We start from the raw sequence: 17,927 nt of genomic DNA, 5'->3' as shown, positions 1-17,927 counted from the left end.
TCCGAGCGCTATGCGCCTACATCACCACGACCTTGGTGCCGACGTTGACGCGGCCGTAGAGATCGATGACGTCCTCGTTGCGCATGCGAATGCAGCCCGAGGAGACGTTGGTACCGATGGTCCAAGGCTCGTTGGAGCCGTGGATACGGTAGAGCGTCGAGCCGAGATACATCGCGCGCGCACCGAGCGGATTTTCGGGGCCGCCTTCCATATGCCTCGGCAGGTCAGGACGGCGCGCGATCATTTCCGCCGGCGGCGTCCAGGCCGGCCATTCGCGCTTGGCCGTGATCGACTTCACGCCGGACCAGGTGAAGCCGGGGCGGCCGACGCCGATGCCGTAGCGCATCGCGCGGCCGTTGCCCTCGACGAGGTAGAGGAATTTGTTCGGCGTATCGACCACGATCGTGCCGGCGCTTTCGTTGCCGCTATAGTCAACGAGTTGTTTCTCGAATTTCGGATCGAACTGACGCTGCCGCGGGTCGACCGCCTCCTGCTGGAGACCTGCGTCCTGCATCTGCGGTTCGCCCATCGGCGGCAGGCGGCGCTGGTCATAATAACCCGGCTGCTGCTGATACACCGGCTGCTGCGGAGCGTAGGCCGGACCGCGACCGGGCCCGTCACCGAAGATGAACTCGATGAAGCCGCCGCCCATGTTCGAATTGGACGCGACGCGAACCGGCGCAGGCGGCACCTGCGGCTGGTACAGCACCGCGGGCGGATCGTTCGGCACGCTATTGTCGAAGGCGCTGGCGCTGTTGACGCCGGCAAGGAAGGTGCAAGCGCTGCCAAGCAGCGCAACAGACATTTTCTTGAACATCGACGTACTCTGTACTGTTTCGTCTAGATCACATGCGTCGTGGCGAGGTGATGGCTGATCCGCACCCGCGACGTGGTCAATAAAGAGCAAAAGCCGTTTTGTTTGGTAAACGGAAACGCCATTTCGATTCACCACGTCGTCGGCAGCGGCGCAATTTGGCGATCAGCGTTTATTTTCGATGAACGCCGCGCACGCATGGTTAATCGCTCGTTTGCAAGCCGTCGCGCACAGCCGTACGACAGTTCCGGCTGTGAACTTCGTGTTAAATCGCTTCTGCCTACAAAGACGCGTGAGTGAGGTGGGGGGAGTTCTTGATGGCTATTCACCGCAAACGTTTTCGTGTCGAGGAGGCTATTGTCGGCGAGATGCCCAGCCCCGAAATGATTGAGGAGGCTGCGCCGATGCATAGCGAGATCATGGCCGAGTTGCGTGCGATCCGCACGCAGATGGCGAAGGGCACCGCGCCGTTGTCCGGCAGCGCCGCCATGGCGGCGATCGACGCCTCCACCGCCCACGAGCTCTCGGAAGCCCGTACCATGCTCGATACTTACCGAGCGCAGATCGAGCAGTGCGAGAAGCTGAAGGTCGAGCTCGACCTCATCCACGACGCCATCGACCGCACCAAGCGCGAGATCGCGACACTGCATGGCAAGAGCTTCGACGGCGGCGAAATGGCCAAGGTCAATGGCGAGCTCGGCGCGGTCGTCGGCGGTACCGAACAGGCGACCCAGCAGATCCTCGAAGCCGCCGAGTCGATCGACCAGGCGGCCAGCGCGATGGCCAAGGTGCAATCGGCCGATCAGCAGAAGCGGCTCGCCGACGATATCCAGGAACGCGTCATCTCGATCTTCGAAGCCTGCAACTTCCAGGACCTGACTGGTCAGCGCATCAGCAAGGTCATGAGCACGATGAAGTTCATCGAGCAGCACATCAATTCCATGATGGAAATCTGGGGCGGCGTCGACGCGATCAAGTCCCACGTCGTGCCGCAGGTCGACACCCGCAGCGATGACGACAAGCTTCTCAACGGCCCGAAGCTCGCAGGCGACGTCGGCCACGCCTCGCAGGACGACATCGACGCGCTGTTCGACTGAACGGACGCGACGCTCTGAATAACGAAACGCCGGCGCAAGCCGGCGTTTTTTTGTTGTCTATCGTCCCCCGCTGTCATCGTCCGCGCAGGCGGACGATCCAGTATTCCAGAGACGGCAATGATTGAGCCGAGAAGCCGCGGCGTACTGGATGTCCGCCTGCCGCCTACGCTAAAGCTTCGGCGCCCCTGGACCTCAACCCCGGCGAAGCCTTGGCGTAGCCGGGTCGCGGGGCATGACGAAGGATAGAGACTACGCCCTCGGCGCGCAGCGGACGTAGACCATGTTGCCGTAGCGGGTGGCGGCGTCCTTGTCGATGAAGCGGGTGATGAGGACGCGGCCGTCGAAGGAGACGATCTCGCGGTCCTGGTCGCCGGGCGTCGGACCTGCCGGCCCGATATAGTTCTTGCCGCTCGGCGAGCCCTTCAGGCGCAGCTCCTGCGGTGTTGCCTGGTCGGCCAGATGCATGATCACGCCGCCGGAGGAGCCGGCCGTGATCACGTAAGGATTTTTGCATTGGGCCCGGGCGGCAGCCTCGGTGCGGGCGCGGTCGGCCGGGTTCTGGAACGAGGCCAGGCCCCAGCGCCCGACGATCTCGTCGGCGCGGATCGACGCGGGCATTTCCGGACCGGTGCCGGGCTCGGCCTCGGGGGGCGGTGAGGACGAAGAAAAGGACGGCAGGCTCATGCCGCCGCCGCAGGCACCAAGCAGCAGCGCCAGGCAAGAAGCCGCCGCCAGATTGGCGACCGTGCGCGCGTGAGCTGAACTGATCATGGCATTCCCCCGGACAAAACCATGGCCGCACCCCTTACGCAGCCAAGCGCAAAACCGCTGCCGGAGCAATGACGTCCTTTAATACGCCGGCACCCCGAACAAGTTTCCAATGTCACCATCCTATATCCGTCTCACCAATCGCTTAACCACCTTTGCTTGACAGGATCGCGGCCAAGCCATATTCCCGGGCGCACCATTAGCACTCTGAAAGATGGATTGCTAACGCGCGCCGATCGATCCTCGGGAAGGGTGGACGGAAGCGCCGCCCGCCCACTTCCTCTCCTTCCGAAGCGAGCCTCCAAAGGGAAACGTCATGACTAAATCCAAATTTCGTCCGCTGCATGACCGTGTCGTGGTCAAACGTATCGACGCCGAGTCAAAGACCAAGGGCGGCATCATCATTCCGGACACGGCCAAGGAAAAGCCGTCCCAGGGCGAAGTCGTCGCCGTCGGCCCCGGTGGTCGCGACGAGGCCGGCAAGCTGATCCCGATCGACCTCAAGGTCGGCGACCGTGTGCTGTTTGGCAAGTGGTCGGGCACCGAGGTCAAGATCGACAACGATGAGCTCCTGATCATGAAGGAGTCGGACATTATGGGCGTGATGGCCTAAGGCCAGACGCCTGAACGGCCGCTGAATGCATGCCCGGGTCACTCGATCCGGGCATGCATCATTCCGCCGGGTTCGATCGCGGACCCCGGAATGAGGCGACCCAATTAGCAAGACACATCACGAAGAAGAGGAATTGCAGACCATGGCTGCCAAAGACGTCAAGTTTTCCGGAGACGCGCGCGAACGCATGCTGCGCGGCGTCGATATTCTCGCCAACGCCGTCAAGGTGACGCTCGGCCCGAAAGGCCGCAACGTGCTCATCGAGAAGTCGTTCGGCGCGCCCCGCATCACCAAGGACGGCGTCACCGTCGCCAAGGAGATCGAGCTCGAGGACAAGTTCGAGAACATGGGCGCCCAGATGGTGCGTGAGGTCGCCTCCAAGACCAACGACCTCGCCGGCGACGGCACCACCACCGCGACCGTGCTGGCCCAGTCCATCGTCCGCGAAGGCGCCAAGTCGGTTGCCGCCGGCATGAACCCGATGGACCTCAAGCGCGGCATCGACATCGCGGTCGCGGCCGTCGTCAAGGACATCGAGAAGCGCGCCAAGCCGGTCGCCGCCTCCTCCGAGGTCGCCCAGGTCGGCACCATTTCGGCCAACGGCGATGCCGCCATCGGCAAGATGATCGCGCAGGCGATGCAGAAGGTCGGCAACGAGGGCGTCATCACCGTCGAGGAGAACAAGTCACTCGACACCGAGGTGGACATCGTCGAGGGCATGAAGTTCGACCGCGGCTATCTCAGCCCCTACTTCGTCACCAACCCCGAGAAGATGACGGCCGAGCTCGAGGACGCTTACATCCTCCTGCACGAGAAGAAGCTGTCCGGCCTGCAGGCCATGCTGCCCGTGCTGGAAGCCGTGGTGCAGTCGGGCAAGCCGCTCGTCATCATCGCCGAGGACGTCGAGGGCGAGGCGCTGGCCACCCTGGTCGTCAACCGCCTCCGTGGCGGCCTGAAGGTCGCCGCCGTCAAGGCGCCGGGCTTCGGCGACCGCCGCAAGGCCATGCTCGAGGACCTCGCGATCCTCACCGGCGGCCAGCTGATCTCCGAAGACCTCGGCATGAAGCTCGAGAGCGTGACGGTGAAGATGCTTGGGCGCGCGGGCAAGGTTGTGATCGACAAGGAGAACACCACGATCGTCAAGGGCGCCGGCAGGAAGCCGGAGATCGAGGCCCGCGTCGGCCAGATCAAGGCCCAGATCGAGGAAACCACCTCGGATTACGACCGTGAGAAGCTCCAGGAGCGCCTCGCCAAGCTCGCAGGCGGCGTCGCGGTGATCCGCGTCGGCGGTGCCACCGAGATCGAGGTCAAGGAGAAGAAGGACCGCGTCGAGGATGCGCTCAACGCCACTCGCGCCGCGGTGCAGGAAGGCATCGTCCCCGGCGGCGGCGTCGCGCTGCTCCGCGCCAAGAAGGCGGTCGGCCGTCTGACCAACGCCAATGCCGACGTCCAGGCCGGCATCAACATCGTGCTGAAGGCACTGGAAGCCCCGATCCGCCAAATCTCCGAGAACGCGGGCGTGGAAGGCTCGATCGTCGTCGGCAAGATCCTGGAGAACAAGTCCGAGACCTTCGGCTTCGACGCCCAGACCGAGGAGTATGTCGACATGGTCGAGAAGGGCATCATCGACCCCGCCAAGGTGGTGCGTACCGCGCTCCAGGACGCCGCATCGATCGCCGGTCTGCTGGTGACCACCGAGGCCATGGTCGCGGAGTCGCCGAAGAAGGAAGCCGCCTCCGGCATGCCGGCCGGTGGCGGTATGGGCGGCTTCTAAGGCCGAACCTCGCCTGACAGTGCTGCGAAGGCCGCCTCCGGGCGGCCTTCTTTTTGCCGATCATGGCCCGTGCTTTCCAATTCAACCGGCGGCCAAAACCCACTACGGTGACGGCCGATTCGAATTGTTTGGGCCTGATCTCGTCGGAAAACCGCTTCACACTTTCCGGATCATGCCCACTTTGCCCGGGGATTTCGTCGATGCGCGCGCTTGTGTTTTGCTCCACGGCCGTTCTGGCGGCTCTGCTTGCAGGTTCGCCAGAGGTCGCATCCGCCCAGATGAAGCTGGCGCCGAAGGCCACGGCGCCCGGCGGCGTCGAGACGCGCTATTTCACCTCGATCGACGGGCTGATGGACGGCAATGCCGACGTGATCTTGAAAGAGACACGCCAGGGCAAGACCGTCACCGCAGCCGTGCTCGACGTCTGCTATCCCGTCGCGAAGAATTCCGACCGCAAGGACCGCTTCGTCGTCAATCTCCAGGTCGCGGGCCAGAACCTGACGGGTACGACGCAGAGCCTCGGCGCGAAGGCGCCGGTCACAGTCAAGCTGCTGCGCAAACAGGCCGGAGACACGTTCGAATTCCGCGGCCAGATCAGCATTGGCCAGACCGTGACCGAGGTCACCTCGCCCGACAATTCCGATCTCAGCGAGAAGGAATTCCTCGACAACCAGACCTCCGACGACGGCATCACGCCGCAGCCGAAGGACTTCACCGACGTCTCGCCGGAAGCGATCGCGGTCAAGGTCAAGCTGGATGCCGCGACCGAGTTCCTGAAGAGCCTGAAGGGCCAGGACGTCGAGGTGACGCTGGCGAGTCTCACCGTCGGCTGCGACGCGCTGCGCGCGGGCGAGCAGACCATCAACATGTCGGTCGATCCGGAGCGCGCCGGCGCGCTGCTGGCGAAATTCAAGGCGACGCCCGGCGTCACCGCCGCGGGCTGGACCGCGGGCATGACCGAGATGGACCGCACCATCCGCATTGCCGCCGCCGATTGGCGCGAGGGCGACAAGATCAACCACGACAAGCTCGCGGCCGCGGTGGCTGGCGTGCTGAGCAGGACGCTCGCGGCAAAGCCGGTCTCGCAAAGCTTCAACCCGGCGACCGGCAAGCTCAAGCTGGTGTTCAAGCGACCGAACCAGGATTTTCCCGCGCTCGAGCTCACCGACACGATCGAGGTCGCGGGCCTCGTCTCGCCCGACAAGCCCGGCACGACCGACAAGCTCATGCTCTGGATCGGGAGTCCCGCGACCACGACCACTGACGAGAGCAGCGGCGCCAAGCTCAATCTCTCGGACGAAGCGACCGCGGACGAGGAAGGCGATCAGCCCGACGACAACGGTTCGGTCGAGGCGCTCACCAAGGAGCTGAAAGGCCAGCGCTGGGACGCCGACAAGTCGGTGTGGAAGTGATGTAGCCCGCATATCAACTCTCGGTCGTCGCCCGGCTTGACCGGGCGATCCAGTACTCCGAGAAGGTTTTGATGAATCGAGAAGCCGCGGCGTACTGGATTCCCCGCCTGCCGCCTGTGCTAAAGCTTCGGCGCCCCTGGACCTCAACCCCGGCGAAGCCTTGGCGTAGCCGGGTCGCGGGGAATGACAGCAGGGGCTAATTGCCGTTGACGCGAAAGCGCAGCGGCTTGGGGCCGACGAGCGTGAGCACGTCACCCTGGCGCTTCCAGGTCTCGACACTGCCCAGGGCTGCAACGAGATCGTCGTCGGCCTGGGCCCTTGCCGGCGGGCAGGAGCGGTCCTGGATCTGGCCGGGGACGAAGATCACGGTGTTGCCGGCAACCGAGAACTGGCCCTTGCCGCCCTTGCACCAGAGCTCCAGCACGACTTCGCCATTGTCGCCGATCTCGATGTTCGGAATCCGCTTCGAGCCCGGCTGCGGCAGCGCCTCCAGCGTCATCTCGGTGCCGAACGGAAAACCGTCCTCCGCACGCGCGAGCGTGGACATCGCGAGCGTTGCAACCGCCGCACACACCATCTGCCTGAACGAAACCATGAGACCTCTCGACCGACGTGATTTGCGGCACCTTCTATAAGACGGCGGCGCCGTTGAGAAGGTTCGCCCATGGGCCACGCAAAAATCCCCGCGAGGAGCAACCTCGCGGGGATTTGGCTTGAAGCCGGGCGTGGCCTGCTACTTCAGGACCATCGCCGTGAACGGCCAGACATAGGCCTGCAGCGTCACGAACACGCCGACCAACGAGGCCAGCACGATCGAGTGCCAGAACACGAAGCGCAGGATCGTGCCCTCGTGCCCGTACCAATTCGTCGCGGTGGACGCGACCACGATCGACTGGGCGTCGATCATCTTGCCCATCACGCCGCCGGACGAGTTCGCCGCAGCCATCAGGATCGGCGACAGACCAAGCTGCTCGGAGGTGATCTTCTGAAGATTTCCGAACAGAACGTTGGAAGCGGTATCCGATCCCGTTAGCGCCACGCCCAACCAGCCGAGCAGCGTGCCGAAGAAGGGATAGAGCACGCCGGTTGCAGCAAAGGCGAGACCGAGCGTCGCGTCCACGCCGGAGAGCCGCGTCAGCGTGCCAATCGCGAGCATCGCCGAGATCGTGATCAGCGAGATCGCGCAAAGCCGGATGGTGCGCCCGTATTCCGTCAAGAGCCGGCCAGGACCGACGCCCATCAGGAAGCCTGAGATGATCGCCGCAATCAGCATGCCGGTGCCGGTGAACGAGAGATAGGTGAAGCCGAACACCGCGCTCTCTTTCGTCGGCCCCGGCGCGACCGGCGGCATCTTGTTGATCATCTGATGCAGCTCGGGAACGGGATAGTTCCAGGTGAAGATCGAGTTCGCCCAGGTCTTGAATCCACCATTGCCCCAGATCAGCATCACGATGCAGACGATGATCCACGGCAGCAGCGCGCTGAACAGCTCGCTCTGCGTCAGCGGCGTCTTGTCCATCGGTTTTGCCGCGGCCATGGTGGCGGCCGATTCATCGCGGCCGCGCAGCGCCGGCGACAGCCAGAGCTGCCTGGGCTGCCAGACCTTCAGGAACAGGATCAGCGCCCCCATCGAGATCAGCGACGCCCCGATGTCGACGATCCAGGGATTGACGTAGTTCGAGATCACGAATTGCGGGACCGCGAACGACACGCCGGTGACCAGGATCGCCGGCCAGACGTCCTTCATGCCCTTCCAGCCCGCGAACGCCCACACCACCCAGAACGGCACGATCAGCGAGAAGAACGGCAATTGCCGGCCGACCATCGCGCCGAGGATGTAGGGATCAAGCCCGGTCACCGAGGCAAGGCCTTGGATCGGCGTGCCCAGCGCCCCATAAGCGACCGGCGCGGTGTTGGCGATCAGCGACAGGCCGCTTGCTGCAAGCGGCGAGAAGCCGAGGCCGATCAGGACGGCGCCCGTGATCGCGACCGGCGTGCCGAAGCCCGAGGCGCCTTCGAAGAAGGCGCCGAACGAGAACGCGATCAGCAGCAATTGCAGCCGCCGGTCCTCGGTGACGCCGCCGACCGCGCGCTTGAGCAATTCGAAGCGCCCGGTGCTCACCGTCACCTGGTAGAGGAAGATGACGTTGAGAACGATCCAGCCGATCGGGAAGAACCCGGTGACGATGCCCAGCACCGAGGCGCGGATCGACATGTTCGCCGGCATGGTGAAGACGAAGATCGTGATCAAATTGGCCACGATCACAGCGATGACCGCTGCGATATGAGCCTGGACCCGTCCGCTCGCGATCAGGACCAGCAATGTGACGACAGGGACTGCCGCCGCGATCGTCGACAGCACGGGGCTGTGCAACGGGTCATAAACTTGATTCCACATGATCTTCCTCCCCCACGCATGTGTGCTGCAGGCGGCCCGCGTGGACAGCCGATCCTGCTTGACGCTGAAGCGATAACCCCCGAGCTGGACGCGAATTCCTCGCGAATGCAGCGGTTCCCGTCCGCTCACAAGCTCGCGAAATCCCGAAGGCCCCCACCCCGCGCCGTCGAGCCCCATGCTAGGGTTGCAAGCTGCGACAAGCCAACGCAAATTGCAGGACTTGCGACTTTAGTCTAAGCGCGCCGATTTCCGCCGTCGTCCCAAGTCTTTGGCCCCGGGCAGTTGTGCACATCCCTCAGGAGACAGAGCTCTGTGAAGAACATCAGCGCCACGCTCGCGATCGTCTGGCGAATCGCCGCCCCCTATTTCCGGTCGGAGGACAAATGGGCCGGCCGCGGCCTGCTTGCCGCAGTCATCGCGATGGAGCTGGCGCTGGTCGCGATCGACGTCCTGGTCAATCAATGGCAGAACCGGTTCTACAGCTCACTGCAGGCAAGTGACTGGGATAGCTTCGTCAGGGAGATCTGGATCTTCATCGGCCTCGCCTCCGCCTTCATCGCGCTGGCGGTCTACAAGCTGTACCTGAACCAGTGGCTCCAGATCCGCTGGCGGCAATGGCTGACCCGGCACTATTTGGGCGAATGGCTGCAAGGCGCCACCCACTACCGCATGCAGCTTAAGGGCGATGCGGCCGACAACCCGGACCAGCGCATCACCGAGGACGTCAAGAACTTCGTCGAGCAGACCCTGACCATCGGGCTCGGCCTGCTCTCGTCGATCGTGACGCTGTTCTCCTTCGTGATCATCCTCTGGGGGCTTTCCAACGCTGCGCCGTTGCACCTGTTCGGCGCCGACCTCATGATCCCCGGATATCTGTGCTGGGGCGCGCTGGTCTACGCGATCTTCGGCACCGCGCTGACGCACTGGATCGGTGCCCCGCTGGTCAATCTCAATTTCGAGCAGCAGCGCTTCGAGGCCGACTTCCGCTTCAACCTCGTCCGCGTCCGCGAGAATTCCGAGCAGATCGCGCTGCTCAAGGGCGAAGGCGCCGAGCGCGGCCGGCTGCTGGACCGCTTCGGCTTCGTGATCGGCAATTGGTATGCCATCATGAGCCGCACCAAGCGCCTCACCGCGTTCACCGCGAGCTATCAGCAGGCCGCCGTGATCTTTCCCTACGTGCTGGTGGCGCCGGCCTTCTTCGCCAAGAAGATCCAGCTTGGCGACATGATGCAGACCGCCTCCGCCTTCTCGAGCGTACAGGGCGCATTGTCGTTCTTCGTCACGGCGTACCGATCGCTGGCGGAATGGCGCTCGATCGTCGCCCGCCTCGACGGCTTCGAGATGTCGGTCGATGCGGCCGCGCACCTGCCGCCGCACGAGCCTGCGATCGCCCTCAAGGCCGCCGGCGGCAATCGCAATATCACCCTCGAACAGCTCTGCGTGAACCTGCCGAGCGGCACGCCGCTGGTCGCCACCGACGCCTTCTCCGTCCAGACGCCGGAGCGCGTGCTGGTGACCGGACCGTCGGGCTCCGGCAAGTCGACGCTGTTCCGCGCCATCGCCGGCATCTGGCCGTTCGGCACCGGCACCATCTTCGTCCCGGAAAAAGCGAAGCTGATGATGCTGCCCCAGCGCCCCTATTTCCCGGTCGGCGTGTTGCGCGACGCGGTGGTCTATCCGGCCGCGCCGGGCGCATTTGAAACTGCACGCGTCAGGGACGCGCTGATCGCGGTCGGCCTGCCCGACCTCGCCGAGCGGCTTGAGGAGGACGGTCATTGGAACCGGATGCTGTCGCTGGGCGAGCAGCAGCGCCTCGGGCTCGCCCGCGCGCTGCTGCACGCGCCGGACTATCTGTTCCTGGACGAGGCCACGGCCTCGCTGGACGAGCCGTCCGAGGCCCGCCTGTACCGGCTGCTGGCGGAGAAGCTGCCACAGGCCACCCTCGTCTCGATCGGCCACCGCTCGACGCTGGAAGCCTTCCATACCCGCAAGGTGACGATGGTGAAGCACGGCGCGATCCACGTCCTCGGTGACGGTGGTGTGCCGGTCGAGAAGGAGCCGAGCGCGGCACGCTGAGACGGCCCGACGAAGCTCTGAGGCTATGGCCCTTGGTTGCGGCCGTGCTTCGAGACGCCCGCCTTTTTCGGCCTTCAGGATGAGGTCTGTCCTCGCGGTGAGATCTGTGACCCCTCATGGTGAGGAGCCCGCCGGAGGCGGCCGTCTCGAACCATGCGGGCCCCTGGCCTACGCCCCAAAGCCCCAAAGCAAAAGGGCGGCAGGTTGCCCTGCCGCCCTCATCAAGTCGCTTCGGGAAGAAGCTTACTTCAGGTTGCTCATGGCCGTCAGGTCGAACGACAGCTTGGCAATGCCGGCCGCGCCGCACCAGTTGGAGCCAGCACCGCCCGGATTGATCGCGGTGACGTTGGTGGTGCCGGTGGCGTTGAAGGCGCTGGTGAAGGCGTTGCAATCACCCTTGTTCAGGTCGGTGTCGGAGTAACGCAGGTCCAGCGTGAACACTTTGTAGGTGAAGCCGATGCCGATGTTCCAGGTGTTGTAGTCCTTGTAGGGGATACCGTTGGCGAAAACGGTGCCGACGCCGGTGCCGTAGAAGGCGTCCGAAGTACCAAACCACTGCCGGCCGAACTCACCCGAGACGTACATGCCCATGCCGGAAGCACCGAAGGCCGTGCTGGGCGCCGTGTACTTGGCGGTCAACGAAGCGTAGTTGCCCCAGGCACCCGAGTTCAGGAAGTTCGGCGAGTAGTACTCGGTCGCGCCGACCGTGAAGCTGTCGTTGATGGTGTAGTTCACCTTGCCGTAGACTTCGACGAAGCTGACGTCCTTCTTCATGACGTTGCCGTCGGCGAGGAAGATAGTGGTCGTGCTGACGCCGCAGACGTTGCCGCCCGGAATGCCGCCGGTGAGCACGTTGTCGGCGCAGCTGCCGCCCGGATACAGGTAGCCCCAGACACCGATATCGAAGGCGAAGGCGCCGAAGGTCGGGCGGATACCGCCGTAGATGTCGACTTCAGCAGCAGCGCGATTGGCGAAGGAGATGCTCTCGGCGGACACGCCGACGTAGAGCTGGAGGTCCTTGTTGACGTTGTAGCGCGGCTCGAAATAGGCCGCGACCGACGGCTTGTGGTTCGACTGCGTGACGCCGCGGAAGATGTAGTCGCTCATGATGGCGCCGCCGAAGGCGATATCCCAGGGATCAAACGCGACCACCGGCGGGGCCTTCAGTGCCTTCACTCGCATGTCTGCCGCGAAAGCCGAGCCCGTCACCATTGCCAGCGCCGTTGCCAACAAAGCCACTTTTTTCATTTCGATCCCCATCACCAGTTCTAAGACCCCAGCCGGATCCCGGAAGCCCCCGGAACGCTCGACCTGATTGCAAATTTCGTAACTGCGGCAATCTGGATGGGGTGAGGCAAACCGTGAAGCAAAAAACGCGGGCATCTGCCGACTTTTTGGGCGTTCTGACGATTCCACGAAAGGTTGTCAGCCCGTGTGTCTTCTCGATCACATTATTTGCATTCCAAAGTGCACTGGGAGGCCCGCGTTAGTACGGGTCCGGCGGTACCGTGCTGCCCGTGCCACGAATCAGGCTGCTTCCCGACGAGATCATCCCCGCGCGCCGACGCGCCGATGCAAAAAGGCCGCAGCATCGCCGGCTGCGGCCTTCCTGTTGCCGATCATGGTCGTCGGATTGGATCCAGCCTTTGGCCTGACCTTGGGCCTAACCTTGTCCTTCGGCCGGTGTCGTGTCCGCAGAAGACGAAGGCATCGCCCAGCTTGTCTCGGCGGCAGGCTCGGGAGCCGGAGCTGCCGGCGTTGACGGCTTCGGAGCTGCCTTCGCCTTCTTCGGCGCCGCTTTCTTCGCAGCCTTCTTGGCGGCCTTCTTAGGCGCAGCCTTCTTAGCGGCCTTCTTTGGCGCGGCCTTCTTCGCAGATTTCTTTGGAGCCTTCTTGGCAGACTTCTTCGCGGATTTCTTCGCGGACTTCTTGGCTGCCTTCTTTGAGGTCTTCTTCGCCGCTACTGCCTTCTTGGCCTTTTTGGCCTTCTTGCTTTTTTTCTTCTTCGCTTTCGCCATCGTGATCCTCCTGTTGCCGCCGAACAATGGTCGATCGGGTGTCTTCAGCCGTTATCTCCGGACGAAAGCTCAGCCTTCGAAAGCTTAGTCTTCGAAAGCTCAGTCTTGCGCGTTCAATGCCGGCTGCGACCCGCCCGTAGCCCAATCGAGAAGCTCAATCGTGTGTACGACCGGAACTGACGTGCCACTGGCAATCTGCACCATGCAGCCGATATTGCCTGCGGCAATCATGTCCGGCTTGACGCTCGCGATGTTGGCGACCTTGCGATCGCGCAACCGGCCCGCAAGCTCGGGCTGGAGAATGTTGTAAGTCCCCGCCGAACCGCAACACAAATGGCTCTCCGGCACATCTTTCACCACGAATCCGTTATTGGAAAGCAATTCTTTCGGAAGGCCCGTGATTTTCTGCCCGTGCTGCAACGAACACGCAGAGTGATAAGCGACGACGATGTTGTCCTGTCGCGTCGTGGCCGCGAGTCCAAGGCCGGCGACGTATTCAGTGATGTCCTTGGCGAGCGCAGAGACCTTCGCCGCATCGGCGGCAAACGCAGCGTCTTCGCGCAGAAGATAGCCGTAGTCCTTGATCACGGTGCCGCAGCCTGACGCCGTCACCAGGATGGCGTCGAGCCCCTCGCCGGCCGCTTCCGCGCGCCACGCCGCGACATTGGCGCGAGCCCGTGCCAATGCGTCCTGATCGTCGCCGAGGTGATGGGTCAGGGCGCCGCAGCACTGCTCGTCCCTGACAAGGACGACCTCGATGCCGTGGCGCGTGAGGAGACTGATGGCGGCCTGGTTGATGCGCGGCGCCAGCACCTGCTGGGCGCAGCCCTGGAGCAGCGCGACCCGGCCGCGCTTCTTGCCGAGTGCCGCGAACACACTGCCGGCGGCGGGCCCGGGCGGCGGCAGCCGGTCCGGCGCCAGCGCCAGCATCGCCTTGAGGCGCAGAACCAGGCCGGGCGTCGCCGACGGCCGCGGCGTCGGCAGGAACGCGGCCAGCGGGCGGGCCAGCCGCGCCAGCCACATGCTGGCGCGGAAACGCTGCGGGTGCGGCAGGACGAAGGCCAGCACTCGGCGCAGCAGCCGCTCGGCGAGCGGCCGCTCGTAACGCTGCTCGATCCTGACCCGGGCCTGATCGACCAGATGCATGTAATTCACGCCCGAGGGGCAGGTCGTCATGCAGGCCAGGCACGACAGGCAGCGGTCGACATGTTTGACCACTTCGGCCGTCGGCGTCTGGTCCTTCTCCAGCATCTCCTTGATCAGATAGATGCGGCCGCGCGGGCTATCGAGCTCGTCGCCAAGCAGCACATAGGTCGGACAGGTTGCGGTGCAGAAGCCGCAATGGACGCAGGCGCGCAGGATCTTGTCGGCTTCCGCGATGTCGGGATCGGCGAGCTGCGCGAGTGAAAATTCGGTCTTCATGCGGCAGTGCCTCGCGTCAGCCGCCCCCGGTTGAGGATGGTCTTCGGATCGAAACTGGCGCGGACCCGCTCGCTCAACGCGGCAAGGCCAGGGGCTTGCGGGTGGAATACATCGATCGCGCGCCTGATGTCCTCGGCCGCCCGGATCAGCGTGGCGTGCCCGCCGGCGGCATTCGTACGTTCGCGCACGGCCCGAGCATGCGCGTCCGGCTTCGGTGGCACCGCCGCCCAGATCAGTCCACCACCCCAATCGTAGATCACGTCGCCACCGGTCTCGCGCGCCAGCAGGGTCCCGAGCGCCGCGCCCGACGCCGGCGGGCAGACGATCCGCCAGACCGGCCAGGCCCCCAGCGCGCCACTGGCCGCGAACGGCAGGACGTCGCGGATCGTGGTCCACAGCGCCGCTGACGCCGTGTCCTCGACGAGAATTGCGGTTCCGAACGGCGCCAGCAATTCGCGCAGCGAGCCGGCACGGTGGGCGGCCGAGGCGGCAATGCCCTCGAGCCGCAGCACGGTCAGCGCCTCGCCCTGGCCTGCGATATCGCCGAGACCTTCGATCTCGGTCCGGAACGCCGATGTCGGCAGATGCGCGGCCCCGGAGACATCGAAAGGCGAGCCGAGCGCCGCCGTCATTGCCTTGTTGGCGGCGGCATCGTCGAGCCCGCGCAGCAACAGCGTCCGCTCGGCCTCCGGCTTGGGCATCACTTTCAGCGTGACCTCGGTCATGACCGACAGCGTGCCCCAGGAACCGGCGAGAAGCTTGCAGAGGTCGTAGCCGGTGACGTTCTTCACCACCTTGCCGCCGGTCTTGAAGCTGTCGCCGAAACCGGAGACGGCATGCGCCCCGAGCAGATGGTCGCGCGCGCCGCCCGCCTTGATCCGGCGCGGACCGGCCAGGCCAGCCGCGATCATGCCGCCGATGGTGCCGAGCGCGGGCGTGCCGAGCAGCGGCGCGGTGTTCATCGGCTCGAAGGCGAATTGCTGGTTCTTGGCATCGATCAGCGACAGCACGTCGGCCAGCGGCGCCCCGGCCTGGAGCGTGACAATGAGTTCGTTGGGCTCGTAGCCGGTGATGGCATTCAGCGCGGAGACGTCGAGCACGGCGTTGGTCGCCATCGCGTGGCCGATGCCGCGCTTGGAGCCATGGCCGATGATCTCGAGCGGCTGCTCATTGGCAATCGCCGCGCGCACCACCTCTTCGACGTCTTTGGCGTCTCGTACCTTGAGCGTATCCACGGGCAAAGGCGGTAGCGAAATTCGCCGCCAAAATCAAATGCAGCGTGACGACAGCGGCCATTGCCGCGCGATCCGGCTCGACCTCGGAGCCACGGCCAAGATTCGATCCTCATCGAAGCATTCACGACATCGACACTTCGATCACCGGCGAACCAAAGCCGACAGCCGATCGCTACAAATCTGCACCGAGAGACCAACCGACGGAGACGACATCATGAACCACTATGCCACGCAGAAATCGCTCAGCGACGCCGTCGACGGCGGCGGCCTGCTCGTCGTCGCGCAATGGGAAGCGAAGCCGGGCGAGGCCGACAAGATCGCCGCGATCCTCGACCGCTTCCTGCCGGAGGCCCAGCGCGAGGACGGCGTCAAGCTGTTCTTGATCTCGCGCGCAAAGGACAATCCGGCCCAGTTCCTGTTCTACGAACTGTTCCGCGACGAGGCGGCATTCAAGGCGCACCAGGAGAGCGCGCATTTCAAGACCTGGATCGCTGGCGAAGCCCTGCCGCTGCTGGCGAAGCGCGAGCGGGCGCAATACGGACTGCTGTAGGCATTGCCGAGGAAAGAGGCGTGCATCGCAAGCCCTTCCATCGGCGCAAGCGCCTAGAACCGGGGGATGTCCGGGAATGCCAGATTCCCGGCATGGACGTGCATGCGGCCGAGCTCGGCGCAGCGGTGCAGGGTCGGAAACACCTTTCCGGGATTGAGCAGGCCCTGCGCGTCGAAGGCGCATTTCAGACGCTGCTGCTGGTTGAGGTCGATCTCGCTGAACATTTCCGGCATCAGATCGCGCTTCTCGATGCCGACGCCGTGCTCGCCGGTGAGCACGCCGCCGAACTCGACGCAGGCGCGCAGGATGTCGGCGCCGAAGGCTTCGGCGCGCTCGATCTCGCCGGGCTTGTTGGCATCGTAGAGGATCAGCGGATGCAGATTGCCGTCGCCGGCATGGAACACGTTGGCGCAACCAAGCTGGTACTTTTCCGAGAGCTCGCGGATGCGCGCCAGCGCCTTCGGCAGCGCACCGCGGGGGATGGTGCCGTCCATGCAGAGATAGTCGGGCGAAATGCGGCCGACGGCGGGGAAGGCGGCTTTCCGGCCGGCCCAGAACAGATTGCGCTCGGCTTCCGAGGTCGAGATCTGGCAGGTGGTCGAGCCGCAAGCGTTCGCAATCGTCTCGACCCGCGTGATCAGCTCGTCGACCTCGATCTTGGGACCGTCGAGCTCGATGATGAGGAGGGCCTCGACATCGAGCGGATAGCCGGCATGGACGAAGGCCTCCGCGGCGTGGATCGCGGGCTTGTCCATCATCTCCATGCCGCCGGGAATGATGCCGGCGCCGATGATGCGCGCCACGCATTCGCCGGCCGCCTCGACTTGCGCGAAGCCGACCATCAGCGCGCGCGCCGTCTCCGGCTTTTGCAGGATGCGCACCGTGATCTCGGTGATGACACCGAGCAGGCCTTCCGAGCCGGTGATGACGCCCATCAAATCGTAGCCGGAGTTTTCCGCCGACTTGCCGCCGATGCGCAGGATCTCGCCGCTCATCAGCACGATCTCGCAGCCGAGCACGTTGTTGGTGGTCATGCCGTATTTCAGGCAGTGCACGCCGCCGGAATTCTCCGCGACATTGCCGCCGATCGAGCAGGCGATCTGCGATGACGGATCCGGCGCGTAGTAGAACCCAGCATGGGCGACGGCCTGGCTGATCGCGAGGTTGGTGACGCCGGGTTCGGTGACGACGGCGCGGTTGTCGAAATCGATCTCGCGGATGCGCTTGAACTTGCCGAGGCCCAGAAGCACGCCGTCTTCCAGCGGCAGCGCGCCGCCGGACAGCGAGGTGCCGGAGCCGCGGGGCACCACCTTGATGCCCTGCCCTGCACAATATTTCAGGACCAGCGAAACCTGCTCGGTCGTGTCGGGCAGCACAACGACCATCGGCGGCTGCCGATAGGCCGTCAACCCATCGGATTCATAGGCCCGCATCTCGGCGGCGCTGTCGATCACGCCTTCGCCCGGCACGATTGCGCGCAATGCAGCCACGATCTCGGCGCGGCGCGCGAGCACGGCCTGGTCGCTCGCGGGCATCATGATGGCCATAACATTTCCTTCATGGCATATCCTTCCGGCCAAGGCCGCATGATCGATTTGTCGCGGTAAATCAACCACGTCCGCGGTGGTTTGGGTAGGCCGTCCGAAAGTCGGATCGACGATCCTGCGCGAGTTCGCTCTGGGACAAGTAGGAAATCGTGAAACCTGCCATGGTTTGGCGGCTTGTCCAATCCGAGCAGGCCTGCCAAAACC

General features: G+C 64.4%; 15 protein-coding genes. 6 read left to right on the top strand and 9 right to left on the bottom strand.

From position 1 onward, the window contains the following. Positions 1-16: 16 nt before the first annotated feature. Positions 17-817, bottom strand: a complete 801-nt coding sequence (locus IVA93_RS04805) for a L,D-transpeptidase (protein ID WP_018453436.1) — start codon at positions 815-817, stop codon at positions 17-19. Between the two features lie 314 nt (positions 818-1,131). Here IVA93_RS04805 and IVA93_RS04800 point away from each other — a divergent pair, with 314 nt between their 5' ends. Continuing rightward, positions 1,132-1,911: a protein phosphatase CheZ gene (locus IVA93_RS04800; RefSeq protein WP_018453435.1), complete on the top strand. Its 780-nt coding sequence runs from the start codon at positions 1,132-1,134 to the stop codon at positions 1,909-1,911. 249 nt (positions 1,912-2,160) lie between these two features. On the opposite strand, the gene IVA93_RS04795 is transcribed toward IVA93_RS04800, so the two are convergent. Beyond that, positions 2,161-2,682 (bottom strand): hypothetical protein, encoded by a 522-nt coding sequence (locus tag IVA93_RS04795; protein WP_018453434.1) that lies wholly within the window; start codon positions 2,680-2,682, stop codon positions 2,161-2,163. 313 nt (positions 2,683-2,995) lie between these two features. On the opposite strand from IVA93_RS04795, the gene IVA93_RS04790 reads away from it, so the two are divergent. The 3 genes from IVA93_RS04790 to IVA93_RS04780 all read left to right on the top strand — a co-directional run bounded on the left by IVA93_RS04790 (position 2,996) and on the right by IVA93_RS04780 (position 6,478). Beyond that, a complete protein-coding gene (locus IVA93_RS04790) occupies positions 2,996-3,292 on the top strand; it encodes a co-chaperone GroES (protein ID WP_007596954.1) in 297 nt (98 codons plus the stop codon). A 142-nt stretch (positions 3,293-3,434) separates the two neighbouring features. Further along, positions 3,435-5,066, top strand: coding sequence for a chaperonin GroEL (gene groL, locus IVA93_RS04785; protein WP_018453433.1), 1,632 nt, complete (start codon positions 3,435-3,437; stop codon positions 5,064-5,066). 200 nt (positions 5,067-5,266) lie between these two features. Next, entirely contained in the window at positions 5,267-6,478 is a 1,212-nt protein-coding gene (locus IVA93_RS04780; protein WP_018453432.1) for a hypothetical protein, read from the top strand. A 196-nt stretch (positions 6,479-6,674) separates the two neighbouring features. Here the strand turns inward: IVA93_RS04780 and IVA93_RS04775 are convergent, their stop codons facing one another. Together IVA93_RS04775 and IVA93_RS04770 are read right to left on the bottom strand one after the other, a co-directional pair. Next, a complete protein-coding gene (locus IVA93_RS04775) occupies positions 6,675-7,073 on the bottom strand; it encodes an META domain-containing protein (protein WP_018453431.1) in 399 nt (132 codons plus the stop codon). Positions 7,074-7,211: 138 nt separating this feature from the next. Further along, positions 7,212-8,876 (bottom strand): L-lactate permease, encoded by a 1,665-nt coding sequence (locus tag IVA93_RS04770; RefSeq protein WP_026232530.1) that lies wholly within the window; start codon positions 8,874-8,876, stop codon positions 7,212-7,214. 312 nt (positions 8,877-9,188) lie between these two features. On the opposite strand from IVA93_RS04770, the gene IVA93_RS04765 reads away from it, so the two are divergent. Then, on the top strand, positions 9,189-10,952 hold the full coding sequence (locus IVA93_RS04765; protein ID WP_018453429.1) for an ABC transporter ATP-binding protein/permease: 1,764 nt from the start codon (positions 9,189-9,191) through the stop codon (positions 10,950-10,952). 243 nt (positions 10,953-11,195) lie between these two features. On the opposite strand, the gene IVA93_RS04760 is transcribed toward IVA93_RS04765, so the two are convergent. The 4 genes from IVA93_RS04760 to IVA93_RS04745 all read right to left on the bottom strand — a co-directional run bounded on the left by IVA93_RS04760 (position 11,196) and on the right by IVA93_RS04745 (position 15,626). Next, complete coding sequence (locus IVA93_RS04760) at positions 11,196-12,200, bottom strand: TorF family putative porin (RefSeq protein ID WP_026232529.1); 1,005 nt, start codon at positions 12,198-12,200, stop codon at positions 11,196-11,198. A gap of 415 nt (positions 12,201-12,615) precedes the next feature. Continuing rightward, a complete protein-coding gene (locus IVA93_RS04755; RefSeq protein WP_083926345.1) occupies positions 12,616-12,969 on the bottom strand; it encodes a histone in 354 nt (117 codons plus the stop codon). A 99-nt stretch (positions 12,970-13,068) separates the two neighbouring features. Beyond that, on the bottom strand, positions 13,069-14,391 hold the full coding sequence (gene glcF / locus IVA93_RS04750; RefSeq protein ID WP_018453426.1) for a glycolate oxidase subunit GlcF: 1,323 nt from the start codon (positions 14,389-14,391) through the stop codon (positions 13,069-13,071). After that, positions 14,388-15,626, bottom strand: coding sequence for an FAD-binding protein (locus tag IVA93_RS04745; RefSeq protein WP_018453425.1), 1,239 nt, complete (start codon positions 15,624-15,626; stop codon positions 14,388-14,390). The genes glcF and IVA93_RS04745 overlap by 4 nt, the downstream gene beginning before the upstream one ends. Positions 15,627-15,840: 214 nt before the next feature. On the opposite strand from IVA93_RS04745, the gene IVA93_RS04740 reads away from it, so the two are divergent. Next, entirely contained in the window at positions 15,841-16,176 is a 336-nt protein-coding gene (locus IVA93_RS04740; protein WP_026232528.1) for a putative quinol monooxygenase, read from the top strand. Between the two features lie 53 nt (positions 16,177-16,229). Here IVA93_RS04740 and IVA93_RS04735 read toward each other — a convergent pair whose 3' ends face one another. After that, the gene (locus tag IVA93_RS04735) at positions 16,230-17,723 is read right to left on the bottom strand and encodes an FAD-linked oxidase C-terminal domain-containing protein (RefSeq protein ID WP_018453423.1); all 1,494 of its coding nucleotides are present in this window, start codon (positions 17,721-17,723) and stop codon (positions 16,230-16,232) included. Positions 17,724-17,927: the final 204 nt, after the last annotated feature.

The organism is Bradyrhizobium sp. 155 (genome assembly GCF_023101105.1).
Taxonomy (GTDB): domain Bacteria; phylum Pseudomonadota; class Alphaproteobacteria; order Rhizobiales; family Xanthobacteraceae; genus Bradyrhizobium; species Bradyrhizobium canariense_D.
This window is presented reverse-complemented; position numbering and strand designations above follow the sequence as displayed.

Coding starts and splice junctions, on each gene's coding strand:
- IVA93_RS04805 (WP_018453436.1), bottom strand. CDS start 817: ATGTTCAAGAAAATGTCTGTTGCGCTGCTTGGCAGCGCTTGCACCTTC.
- IVA93_RS04800 (WP_018453435.1), top strand. CDS start 1,132: ATGGCTATTCACCGCAAACGTTTTCGTGTCGAGGAGGCTATTGTCGGC.
- IVA93_RS04795 (WP_018453434.1), bottom strand. CDS start 2,682: ATGATCAGTTCAGCTCACGCGCGCACGGTCGCCAATCTGGCGGCGGCT.
- IVA93_RS04790 (WP_007596954.1), top strand. CDS start 2,996: ATGACTAAATCCAAATTTCGTCCGCTGCATGACCGTGTCGTGGTCAAA.
- groL (WP_018453433.1), top strand. CDS start 3,435: ATGGCTGCCAAAGACGTCAAGTTTTCCGGAGACGCGCGCGAACGCATG.
- IVA93_RS04780 (WP_018453432.1), top strand. CDS start 5,267: ATGCGCGCGCTTGTGTTTTGCTCCACGGCCGTTCTGGCGGCTCTGCTT.
- IVA93_RS04775 (WP_018453431.1), bottom strand. CDS start 7,073: ATGGTTTCGTTCAGGCAGATGGTGTGTGCGGCGGTTGCAACGCTCGCG.
- IVA93_RS04770 (WP_026232530.1), bottom strand. CDS start 8,876: ATGTGGAATCAAGTTTATGACCCGTTGCACAGCCCCGTGCTGTCGACG.
- IVA93_RS04760 (WP_026232529.1), bottom strand. CDS start 12,200: ATGAAAAAAGTGGCTTTGTTGGCAACGGCGCTGGCAATGGTGACGGGC.
- IVA93_RS04755 (WP_083926345.1), bottom strand. CDS start 12,969: ATGGCGAAAGCGAAGAAGAAAAAAAGCAAGAAGGCCAAAAAGGCCAAG.
- glcF (WP_018453426.1), bottom strand. CDS start 14,391: ATGAAGACCGAATTTTCACTCGCGCAGCTCGCCGATCCCGACATCGCG.
- IVA93_RS04740 (WP_026232528.1), top strand. CDS start 15,841: ATGAACCACTATGCCACGCAGAAATCGCTCAGCGACGCCGTCGACGGC.
- IVA93_RS04735 (WP_018453423.1), bottom strand. CDS start 17,723: ATGGCCATCATGATGCCCGCGAGCGACCAGGCCGTGCTCGCGCGCCGC.